Raw genomic sequence first — 10,458 nt, 5'->3', positions numbered from 1 at the left:
ATAATTAGTTATATTGAACTAGGAATCGGGAGGGGAAAGGTTTGACGATAAATACTACTGTGTTTGTACCTGAAGGTATTGTTATAGCTTCAGATAGTAGATTAACAGGTACAAGGAGAAATAACAGAGGGTATGATGAACAATTTATATTATCCGATAATATGAATAAAATCCTACTATTAAAAGGAAACAGGATAGGTATTGCCTTTAATGGGGACACTGATTTTATGGGAAAGAGTATCCATCAAATACTTCAGGAATTTGTATTTAACCACTCTGAGCAAACAGACAACATTCGTGATATTTCAATGAAACTACAATATTATGTTTTTTCAAATTATCCTGGTATGGACGTGAATTTTATTGTAGCTGGATATGAAAACGGGGAACCATATGTTTTTCAAGTAACAGAAGCGATCACTCAAAGGTTAAACGTTGATTCGGAAGATAATATAATATTTGGGGTTATTAGCTATGGGAATATTGATTTTGTCAAAATGCTAAATTCAAAATCTGATATTGAATTTGAATTCATGCCCCTTAAAGATGCGGTAGAATTTGCTGAGTTTTATGAGGAGAGTACTATTAAATGGCTTAAATTTAATAATGGATACTCTGATTGTGGTGGTCCAATTGATATACTTGTAATTACGCCAGAACAAGAATTTTTTTATAAAAACAAGCTATAAACTGAGTCTGAAATATTAGAAATTCTGTAGAATGAGTCCTATTTTTAGGGCTCTTTTTATATTGCATCAAGAATTAGTCGCCCCGAGCCGATCGGGGTTATTTTAATGACACGAGGTGACTTATGACAGTAGAAGTTGGGGTATTAATATCTGGATTAGCCGTGATTATTGCTTTACTAGGCTACTCACTTAATAAGACAAAAGCAATCAAGTCAGATGGGAAAGAGAGCGCTGAGCTTAAAGCTGAGCTTGGTTATATCCGCAGAGGTGTAGATGATATTAAGATTGACTTGAAGGCAAACGACAAGCAGATTCAGGCGCTAGGCGAGCGTGTTACAAGGATTGAGGAATCAGCAAAGCAAGCACATAAGAGGCTTGATATTTTAGATAAGGAGAGTGTGTAAAATGTTTGAACTAGCAGTTATTGTCGCTGTTGTCATGGCACTCACGGAGTTTGTAAAACGTATGGAGATTATCAATAACAAATATCTGCCTGCTATATCCCTCGTGCTAGGGATTGTGGCGGGTATTTTTTATGTCGGCGGTACCGCGCAAGAACAAATCATGTACGGTCTCATGATTGGCCTAAGCGCAGCTGGTCTATTTGACCAGACAAAAATAATTAAAAAGTAGAGTAGGAAAGAATGTCAACTTTCCTACTATGACTAGTATCTCTGGCAGTAAACAAGCTATTGCATATCATAAATCGAGGGAGGACGAGTAATCATGCAAATCAAAAAAAAATTAGTATCTCAGAATGTTATTAATAAACGGTCATATGGTTATGGAAACCCTGTTAACTACATTACGATCCATCAGACAGGTAATACTAATAAAGGAGCAAATGCTCAGGCTCACGCTAATATTCAATCAAAGTTAAATCAACGTTCTGCAAGCTGGCACTACCAAGTGGATGATAAAGAGGCTATCCAGTCGTTTGAGGACGGTGTTAAGTGTTGGCATGCCACAGATGGTAAAGGTCCCGGTAATACGACTTCCGTTGCTATCGAGATTTGTATAAATAGTGACGGAGATTATAAAAAGGCCGTTGAAAATGCAGCGGAGTTAACTAAGTATTTGATGGACAAGCATAATCTTAGCATTAAAGATATCAAGCAACATCACGACTGGTATAACAAAAATTGTCCTGCTCAGTTACGTGCCGGATATAAAGGGATAACATGGAGCGACTTTTTAGGGATGGTTCAAGGTGTAAAAGTAGTGGAAGCTCTAAAGACAGAGGTAAAAGGCGAGGTTATTAAAAATCCTAAGATTAATTACATTGGTAAGTTCCAGGAGTGGTTAAACAAAGTATATAAAGCTGGTCTAGTTGTGGATGGCATCTATGGTCCTAAGACTAAAAAGGCAGCCATTAAAGCCTTACAAACAGAGCTTAACAAGCAATTTAACGCTCGATTAGTTGTGGATGGCATTTGGGGACCTAAAACACGTGCTGCAGTCCAATCCATTCGTAAAGGCGCTCGTGGTAATATCGTCTATATCCTACAAGGTTTGCTTTACTGCAATGGTTATGACCCTAAAGGTTTTGACGGCATTTTTGGTGATGATACAGCTAGTGCGGTGCTTGCATTGCAAAAAGCTCGTAAAATCGCCCAGGATGCTATTGCTGGGCAGAATACTTTTGCTGAGTTAGTAGCATAATAAATTTCCATCCAGATCTACACCATGTTAAAAGCCCTTACTCATTGAGTAGGGGCTATTTATTATATCTATATTGATCATGATCACAATCGTACACTGTTAATTCTATAATAATCTGTTCATTTTCTTTAATGATTCCTTGCAACGATGCTAAGACCCCAATGAATTCATATTTCTTATTTGCATCCTTTGTATTAAAAGTTATTTTTAAAAGTTTTTTATGGGTTTTCTCGTTGTATGGATAAATGCGCAAATGAATACCTTTTTCTTTCCCGAATAAATGAGCATAACCCTTCTTCTCATCTTTCAGTTTTATCCATTCGTTTACAAAAAGTTTTCCAGAGATAAAGAAATATCCTCTTTTTATTGTATTATCATCATTCTTACGAACAAGTTCTCCATACTCACTATATGGATAATAAATCTTTTTATATATGCGTTCTCGTAATTTTTTTTTAATTGAAAAATCACTTTGATTTTCTATATCTGCTAATTCATGAAAAAGATCATCTACTGTTTGGATGAATTTATTATGCTTTTTTGAGGGGTTCTTAATTATTTCTGTTGGTAGATTTTCTGTAGGTGTCTTTTCAATTTTGGGTTTAGAACTAGATTGTGCACCTTCATCACCTGATTGTTGCTGAATAACTAAAGGAGTCTTAATATCGTAGTGCAAATTATCCAATGTTCCAATTTCACGCTTCAACTCTTCGAGTGTTACTTTTTTAGCATAAGGACAATCAAGAGAATGGGGTCTACCTGGCGACCTTCGAAAAAAAGGCTTTGACTCTTTGGTCTTGCTTCCTTGAGTATGAATTACGATTTGCTTGCAAACGCAACAATAAAAGGTAATTTTATCTTTTGATTTAGGATCTACATCTACAGCTCTAATCTTAAAAAAGGTTCCTCCCTTTTTATATTGAGCTATAGGCATTGCTCTTCCTTTAATAACTTCTGCCAATTTGATTCCTCCTGTTGGTTAATCGATTAGTAATAGGTTAAACGACGATTGTATATAAGCGAACATATTTCTAGTGAGGTGTAGTAACTTGCACATTTAGATGCCTAAGCCTGTTATTTATACATTCAACAAAATTCGATATTATCCTTTTGAAGGTTTTGTGACAAAAAATAGCCCCTCAACTAAGAGGGGTTACCGTGTCTCTATATCAATCTCCATTACTTTGAGTATATCTTAAGGTTACAGGGATTGATGAAATATTGGTAATTTGTCACATAATATTAAAAAAGGGAAATCATTAGGTAAATAGGGAGAAGTCCTTGAGTGCGTTTTGTGACAAAACTAAAGAGCTCTATTTTTTATACTCCAGTTTCAATTAACTTGATTCTTATATCGTTATTCTCGAATTTCTTATAAAAAGCAACTAATTGCTCTAAATCAAGAGCATTAATTTTAGAATCTTTTTCAAAGTTTGTAGCCTCCGGATTCGGGACGACCTTGATACATGTGATGTTCTCTTCTTTAGCGTACTTGATTAGCTTCTTTATATAAAATGTAGCAATTCCTTGCCTCCTAAGCGTATCTTTAACAACGTACAAAAGCTCAAGCTTAATATAAGGCTCTTCTTTCATAAGTTGCATTAACCTATCGTTCTTCCGTAAGAAAAAATCCATAATAAAGATTGGCTCACTGAAACCGCCATTTTCATGGACGAGACAAAATTTATAGTCGTTATCCCTGCAGTGAAAATCTTTTTCAGTTGTCCTGGTAATAAATTTAGCGTTGGTTATTAGTGTTAAGTTTTCTGTTGATATACCATCTATAATTGGTATTCCAAATTTATTTTGAATGATATCCTCGGGTTTCATATTCTTCATTAGGGTCCTCCTGTAGTAACTCGATTATCTATAATAAAAATTGTATAGGACTGTAAGTCAAGGGAAATAATATATATTTATTTCGACATTTTATGTAAATGTATGTACAAATTTCACCGCTAAAGCTTATAATTAATATAGGAGTAATGATTTTTAAATTTTCAGTCTTTTTAAAAGGGGGAGTTAAAATGACTGAGGTAAGAGCGATAGATATTGCAAAATGGTTTATTAAAAACGAGTTTGATACGCCACGGAATACATTTGATGGGAATATGAAATTACAAAAGCTTTTGTTCTTTTCTCAATTAATTCATATTGCTAAATATGGGAAAGTATTATTTTTGGAAGAGATGAAAGCGTATGAGAACGGCACAGTAATTAATGAAGTAAGATTACCTTATAAGACATCACTTTACTATTTGATTGACCAATCTAACCAGTTTGATGGGTTTACTGATGTGGAAGTAAACGATACCTTAAGGTTAACTGTTGAACTGTTTGGAGATATGTCAGCAAGTGAATTATCGGAATTAAATCATGAGCTTTTATGTTGGAAAATCCCGTTTAACAATTCTAAGACTGATAAGCCTAAATTTTACCAATTGGACAAAAATACTATTAATATTACTGATCCATTTTTCATGGAAGATATAAAAAGAGTGAAGCAAATGGTTGAGGAGTATGATAAAAGTGATGACTCAATGGAGTTTGAAATAATTAATGGGGTAACCTTTTATTATGATCCAAACCAGTTACAGATTACAGATGAAATAGCGCAGATGTTGGAAGGATATGATTATCCAGAAGAGGCTTATTTTGTGACGTTTGATGAAGAACAAGGAATAATAATATCATAATGACGATAATACCAGGCCACGTATTAGCGTTAAAGCTTCCGTTTGTCAATGGTGCTCCTTGTTTTTCTAAGCGTCCATTTCTGGTTATTGAGAAGCAAGGTAATATACTGAATTTATTAAATGTCTCTTCTACTAAAGGTAAAGAAAAGAAATTGTTATATCCTTCTAACGAGCCGATAAAAGAGTATGACCCTCCTTTAGACCAGCCATCCTTTTTAAAGATGGACGAGCTATACACGATAGATTACTTTGAAAATCTGCATAAATCAATTTATAAAAGAAGGGCACCAATTAACACATTAGAATTCGAACGTTTAATAAGTGAATATATGAAATACAAACACCTATATGAAGTTACAAATGTGAAGTATCTAGCTTCGAAGGTGAAACAGGAAAACTTCCTATAGACTAAAGCCTCTTCTTATTGTGAAGAGGCTTTTCTATTTGTGAATAAATTAAACTATTTTCAACCATACCCTCTATATCACCAAATAAACTTACTCTATACAAAGTGTTCCTCCTGCAGGGGCGATGGTATCGCGATCATCCTCGGGTGTTCGGGTCATCTAAGTCCTCTCCGTTTTAGTTATATGGTCAATTGGGATCTTAATTTTTTTAGCATCACATTCTATAGATACGCATTTATTAATGTAATCAATTTTATTGACAATTCCTTCAATCCTCTTGAAAAATCCATCTTCCCAAGTCTCTACCATAATAGTGAGCGTATAGTTCAACGATTCATATATCACAATGTTAATTTCCTCAAGTTCCTGCTCGTCGAGATCGGGCTTTTTCTGTTTCTTATTATCCAAGTCTAGACCGGACAATAGTTTGCGTTGTTCAGGCATGAAGTGAGCTGGCTGCCATTTCATTAACCCTCTATCGTTGAGCATAATCCCATCTCCTTTGATGTTATTATATGCGAACATACGTTTTAAATTCAACTTGAAACCAAACAAATGTTCGTATAAAATATTGGTAAAGGAGGGAACACAGCATGAATTACTTATTAAATCAGTCTTTAAATGAATCTATACCTGTGACAATTATTTATCAGAGTAAGGATAATTCATTTTCAAAAAGGACGGTATTGGTTAAATCAAGAAATGAAACCTATATACGAGCTTATTGTTATACGAAGAGGCAGATAAGGATCTTTAAGATTGATTCGATTCTTGCTGTTGAACCGATGAAGAGGAGGGCTAAATCATATGCGTAAAGATATTAGCGCTAGACAAAATGAAATTTTGATAACGATAACTGGATATATGAAAACAAAAGGTTATGCACCATCAATAAGAGAAATTGCTAAATTGGTTAAACTAGCATCCACTTCTACTGTCGCAAGCCATATGGAAAAATTAAAAGAAAAAGGTTATCTAACCTGGGAACCTGGACAACCGAGAACATTACAATTATTAGAGAAAGCAAAAACCGCCTCTTAATGAGACGGTTTATTTTTTGTCCTTTAAAACCCAAATTTCTTCAATGGGAATTTTTAATTCAGTAGCTATTGTATAGGCCACTTTAAACGAAGGTAGAGTATGTTCGTTCACTAGTGAGCTAAGTGTTCCTTTGGTTATCCCGATTTTTTTTGCGAATGTTTCTTGGTTAAAGTTTTTATCTTTTGATTTGATTTCAGCAAAAATAATTCTTAATCTGCAAGAAAACTCCATGGAATCACCTCTATTAGTAATTCCCCATTCACAAAATAAACCCTTTAATAAAAAATATTCTTGTCCATTGAAATTTATTTTGTAGGACAAGATATATCGGACAAATCACCCCTCATATTATTTACCATTCGTAACATTCTTCGCAAAAATAATCGTTCTCGATTTCGCAAAGTGAAGGGTATCACGTATCTTCACGTATCACGAATATCAAGATTTTTAATGAAAAAATGCACTTCGTCTTTGCTGTAACTATTACTCCGTAATATCCGAAGGAGGGGTGGCGTTGCTCTTTGAAATTTTTACTACAACATTGATGGGTGGTTTAGCTGGTTATTCTTATTTAAAAAAGTCTGGATTATCGAATGACGCTGATAAGCTCCAAAAGATTTTTAATAATGCTGGTATGACTATTAGAGAGGAGGGTCATTTAAAAACAATTCGTCTTCAAAGGAAAAGAAAAATTGAAGGGGGGATGGAGTATATTTATCAACTGCCATTAGGTATGTCGTCTCAAGAAATTATTGATAAGCAGCACATCCTTGAAGATGGCCTGAACATTAAAGATAAGATTATTGAATTTCCATTATCTGACCTACTGCAACTTAAATACAACAGTACTTTAATTTCACAACTAAAAACATTAACAAATGGCAAGAAATCAAAAAAAGAAATCGAAATCGAGTTTGATGGAATGCTACGAATTCGAGTGTTTAATGAGGGGATGAAGGATTTTTACGAATGGAACAAGAGTTATCTGAAGGAAGGTACGTGGTCCGTTCCGATTGGAATCACAAGAGGAAATGTGATTTACCACAATTTTGATGAGCACAAACATTTAATCATTGCAGGGGCTTCTGGTTATGGAAAAAGTGTGGCGTTAAAACTGATTGTTACATCACTGACACTACAACAAACAGAACACTGTAGATTACATCTTATTGATTTAAAAGGAGGTTCGGCATTTCAAAGATTTAATAACTTGAAACAAGTAAAAAACTATACCCGTGAACCTAAAGAAGCAAAGGAAATATTAAAAGTAATTCAGGAAGAAATGAACAAAACTTATTATGAAATTGTTGATGCAGGATACGAGGATATTAAAGAATCAGGAAGGAAAGAAAGAAATTTTATCATTATTGATGAAGCTGCAGACATAGCAGATGACTCAGCATGCATGGATATTGTTACTGATATTGCTAGGAGGGGTAGAGGTGCTGGCTATTATTTGATCTACAGCACTCAGTATCCTTCCGGCCAATCCATCCCACAGCAGACAAAAAGAAATATTCCAGTCCGTTTATGTTATGTTTTGGATGATGCCACGGCCTCAAATACAGCGCTTGGGCAGACAGGTGCAGAAGAGCTCCCTATGATACCAGGTCGTGGTATCTATAAAAATGTAAAAAGTCAGATCGTGCAAACTCCTTATATTTTAAACAAAGAAATTGAAAAACAAATTGCTCCGTTTATTTCTCTAAAAACTCGAAAGGAGGACCAAGATGAACATCGTAAGGGAGAAGAGGATCGACCAAATACTTTTACTATTAAAGAAGTGTGATTACCTTACCCGTGAGCAATTGCAACGAATGGTTAATCTAGGTCAGACTAGGAACGCTCAAAGAGTTCTGAATGATATGTCTGACTACATCACTTCTTTTACTGAAGATAGAAAAAAGGTTTATTATCTTAATGCAGCTGGCCGTGAACGAGTGCAGGCTGAAAAAATCAGAAAGAAAACGGCTATGATAACACACTATTTAATGCGAAACGATCTATACATTGCAGTTGGTCGCCCCATATCATGGCGAAACGAAGTAGAAATTTCCGTACATGACATATCCCTCATTGCTGATGCGGCATACATCTCCAACAAATTACACCACTTTGTCGAGATTGATAACAAACAATCAATGGCTAAAAACGTCGTGAAGATAAAAAAGTATAAAAAATTGTCATCTTATAATCCGCAATTTGTATTGGTGTGGGTTACTGGTACTCCATATAGAAAGAAGAAACTTGAATCGTTGTGTGAAGGGTTAAAATTTAAAATCTATCTTTGGGAGGACATAAAATGAAAACTCATGCTATGTCAATTAGCGAGTTTATGTCAGGGGATTATAAGAAAGAGAAAAGGCAAGTTAATTACGGAAAGATAGCAAGAAGAGTAGGTACCTCAATTGCAGTACCTTTGATCATGGCAAAACCCGCATTTGCAGCTACAACAGAAGCGGTTCCCGTTGGCGCTACAGAGTGGATGGGGGAACAAACATTATCTGCATTGGCACATGTGCTAGATCCTGTCGTTGACATTCTTGTTGCTTTATCTTTCCCAGTGGCGAGTGTTGTAATCGTAGGAGCATGTTTTTTCTTTATGTTCGGGAACGCCGATAAAGCTTGGGGGATGATCCAAAATGCGGGGTTAGGTTATGTTCTTATACAAGTTTCCCCACTCATTCTAAATGTATTAAAACAAGTAGGGAGCGCTGTATAAATCTATATTTTTACATGACCACATTTTGCCCATTTTTGCCCATAATTCCATTTTCAAATATTTGATATGGAATTACAGAATACCTATATTACCGCCTTCGTTTCCCATTAATTCCTTTGATTTTTACATCAGATTACTCCACGTATGAGATGGAGAAGATGTTTAAGCGTGTGATGTAGAGGGGTTTCTAGCTGCTTTAATATATTTTACAAGGTGCATTGTTCCAAGTTACAAAAGATAGAAAGATTTGCCGAGCAATCAGATATGTTATGTTAGAGAAAAATTGATCGGCATCGTGTGATACTTAACTAACGATAATTTAACTGTTTTTCTGGAACACTAGGCTTCTCGAAAAGTTTCTGAAAAGCGTAATTCAAAAAGGAAAGGAAATAGAAAATGACAAATATAATTGTTGGTGTGTAATTTCTCAATTTGTAATGCCCTATTCTCTGAAAAAGAGGATTTAACAGATAAGCAAATATAAAATCAATAACTAAATTGACAAGGGCATATAAGGAAAACCTGTTGTATGTAAAGTGGAATACCCACATATTAATAGTGAAAAATGGACCTAATATAAATGCTAATGCATCAAATATCATATATTTATAGCCACCTTTTACTTGCCACCAATTGAAAATAGGGTTTAAAAGAGTTTGTATTAAGAGAATGACAGAACAGAATAGTGTCACAGGCAAAAATCTTTTTAAGGATTGCTTTGGAAGAAAAAGAGATCACAATCGTCCATAAAACAATTGCATTAAATATTCTAAAGAAATTGACTAGCATTGGTAGCACCTCCATTTTTTCTTATGGTGTGCTATTTATTTCGAACATATTCCATGTTAAAAGAGTGAACCAATTTTTTGATTCACTCTTATACTGGATTAATCAGTTATTTGATTCATTACTTGAACCATCAACAGGGTGTGGTTGACCGTAACCTTCAACATTCCCCGCATGTTTTCTGTGATATTCGGAACCTGAACCTTGTCGAGTAATAGCGGCTTGTTTAGTTTTTTGTTGTTCCTTCTTGTTTTGATCTGACAAATATATTCACCTCCAATACACAATATAGATTGCATATTTAGTTGAAGAATATTCAATAACGAAGAATTTCTAAAATATTTTATACAGGTTTCCAGTAGACTCCTTTTCCATTGCAATATAAGTGATTTCTTCTTCGTCTAACCATTATAGAAGGCAGAATAGATCTTTTGTCTTTCAATCTCTTTTATGTC

Annotated in this window: 16 protein-coding genes; 11 read left to right on the top strand and 5 right to left on the bottom strand. The window is 34.7% G+C overall.

Annotated elements, in window-relative coordinates; translation table 11 throughout:
- The first annotated feature begins 41 nt into the window (after window positions 1–41).
- The 4 genes from AA0X71_RS13590 (at window position 42) to AA0X71_RS13575 (ending at window position 2,351) form a co-directional block, all read left to right on the top strand.
- Window positions 42–689, top strand: a complete 648-nt coding sequence (locus AA0X71_RS13590) for a hypothetical protein (RefSeq protein WP_413355841.1) — start codon at window positions 42–44, stop codon at window positions 687–689.
- A 122-nt stretch (window positions 690–811) separates the two neighbouring features.
- Window positions 812–1,093, top strand: a complete 282-nt coding sequence (locus AA0X71_RS13585) for a hypothetical protein (RefSeq protein ID WP_413355840.1) — start codon at window positions 812–814, stop codon at window positions 1,091–1,093.
- Between the two features lies 1 nt (window position 1,094).
- Complete coding sequence (locus AA0X71_RS13580; protein ID WP_413355839.1) at window positions 1,095–1,322, top strand: holin; 228 nt, start codon at window positions 1,095–1,097, stop codon at window positions 1,320–1,322.
- 93 nt (window positions 1,323–1,415) lie between these two features.
- Window positions 1,416–2,351: an N-acetylmuramoyl-L-alanine amidase gene (locus AA0X71_RS13575; RefSeq protein WP_413355838.1), complete on the top strand. Its 936-nt coding sequence runs from the start codon at window positions 1,416–1,418 to the stop codon at window positions 2,349–2,351.
- Between the two features lie 55 nt (window positions 2,352–2,406).
- On the opposite strand, the gene AA0X71_RS13570 is transcribed toward AA0X71_RS13575, so the two are convergent.
- Both AA0X71_RS13570 and AA0X71_RS13565 read right to left on the bottom strand, forming a co-directional pair.
- A complete protein-coding gene (locus AA0X71_RS13570) occupies window positions 2,407–3,312 on the bottom strand; it encodes a hypothetical protein (protein ID WP_413355837.1) in 906 nt (301 codons plus the stop codon).
- Between the two features lie 359 nt (window positions 3,313–3,671).
- Window positions 3,672–4,190, bottom strand: a complete 519-nt coding sequence (locus tag AA0X71_RS13565; protein WP_413355836.1) for a GNAT family N-acetyltransferase — start codon at window positions 4,188–4,190, stop codon at window positions 3,672–3,674.
- A 188-nt stretch (window positions 4,191–4,378) separates the two neighbouring features.
- Between AA0X71_RS13565 and AA0X71_RS13560 the strand changes: the two genes are divergently transcribed.
- Both AA0X71_RS13560 and AA0X71_RS13555 read left to right on the top strand, forming a co-directional pair.
- Window positions 4,379–5,047, top strand: coding sequence for a Panacea domain-containing protein (locus AA0X71_RS13560; RefSeq protein WP_413355835.1), 669 nt, complete (start codon window positions 4,379–4,381; stop codon window positions 5,045–5,047).
- Window positions 5,047–5,454 (top strand): hypothetical protein, encoded by a 408-nt coding sequence (locus tag AA0X71_RS13555; RefSeq protein WP_413355834.1) that lies wholly within the window; start codon window positions 5,047–5,049, stop codon window positions 5,452–5,454. The genes AA0X71_RS13560 and AA0X71_RS13555 overlap by 1 nt, the downstream gene beginning before the upstream one ends.
- Before the next feature lie 159 nt (window positions 5,455–5,613).
- Here AA0X71_RS13555 and AA0X71_RS13550 read toward each other — a convergent pair whose 3' ends face one another.
- Window positions 5,614–5,943, bottom strand: coding sequence for a YolD-like family protein (locus tag AA0X71_RS13550; protein ID WP_413355833.1), 330 nt, complete (start codon window positions 5,941–5,943; stop codon window positions 5,614–5,616).
- A gap of 104 nt (window positions 5,944–6,047) precedes the next feature.
- On the opposite strand from AA0X71_RS13550, the gene AA0X71_RS13545 reads away from it, so the two are divergent.
- Entirely contained in the window at window positions 6,048–6,269 is a 222-nt protein-coding gene (locus AA0X71_RS13545) for a WYL domain-containing protein (RefSeq protein ID WP_413355832.1), read from the top strand.
- The gene (locus tag AA0X71_RS13540; RefSeq protein ID WP_413355831.1) at window positions 6,262–6,495 is read left to right on the top strand and encodes a transcriptional regulator; all 234 of its coding nucleotides are present in this window, start codon (window positions 6,262–6,264) and stop codon (window positions 6,493–6,495) included. Before AA0X71_RS13545 ends, AA0X71_RS13540 begins: the two co-directional genes overlap by 8 nt.
- 9 nt (window positions 6,496–6,504) lie before the next feature.
- On the opposite strand, the gene AA0X71_RS13535 is transcribed toward AA0X71_RS13540, so the two are convergent.
- Window positions 6,505–6,726 carry a helix-turn-helix transcriptional regulator gene (locus AA0X71_RS13535; RefSeq protein WP_413355830.1) on the bottom strand — a complete coding sequence of 74 codons (222 nt, stop codon included), beginning with the start codon at window positions 6,724–6,726 and terminating at the stop codon, window positions 6,505–6,507.
- A 283-nt stretch (window positions 6,727–7,009) separates the two neighbouring features.
- On the opposite strand from AA0X71_RS13535, the gene AA0X71_RS13530 reads away from it, so the two are divergent.
- The 3 genes from AA0X71_RS13530 to AA0X71_RS13520 are packed head-to-tail and all read left to right on the top strand — an operon-like array spanning window position 7,010 to window position 9,217.
- A complete protein-coding gene (locus AA0X71_RS13530) occupies window positions 7,010–8,284 on the top strand; it encodes an FtsK/SpoIIIE domain-containing protein (RefSeq protein ID WP_413355829.1) in 1,275 nt (424 codons plus the stop codon).
- On the top strand, window positions 8,226–8,801 hold the full coding sequence (locus tag AA0X71_RS13525) for a replication-relaxation family protein (RefSeq protein ID WP_413355828.1): 576 nt from the start codon (window positions 8,226–8,228) through the stop codon (window positions 8,799–8,801). Before AA0X71_RS13530 ends, AA0X71_RS13525 begins: the two co-directional genes overlap by 59 nt.
- On the top strand, window positions 8,798–9,217 hold the full coding sequence (locus tag AA0X71_RS13520; RefSeq protein ID WP_413355827.1) for a hypothetical protein: 420 nt from the start codon (window positions 8,798–8,800) through the stop codon (window positions 9,215–9,217). Before AA0X71_RS13525 ends, AA0X71_RS13520 begins: the two co-directional genes overlap by 4 nt.
- An 891-nt stretch (window positions 9,218–10,108) precedes the next feature.
- Here the strand turns inward: AA0X71_RS13520 and AA0X71_RS13515 are convergent.
- Window positions 10,109–10,267 carry a hypothetical protein gene (locus tag AA0X71_RS13515; RefSeq protein WP_413355826.1) on the bottom strand — a complete coding sequence of 53 codons (159 nt, stop codon included), beginning with the start codon at window positions 10,265–10,267 and terminating at the stop codon, window positions 10,109–10,111.
- Between the last annotated feature and the right edge of the window lie 191 nt (window positions 10,268–10,458).

This window comes from Robertmurraya phoenicis, from assembly GCF_047302285.1.
Taxonomy (GTDB): Bacteria; Bacillota; Bacilli; order Bacillales; family Cytobacillaceae; genus Robertmurraya.
This window is presented reverse-complemented; position numbering and strand designations above follow the sequence as displayed.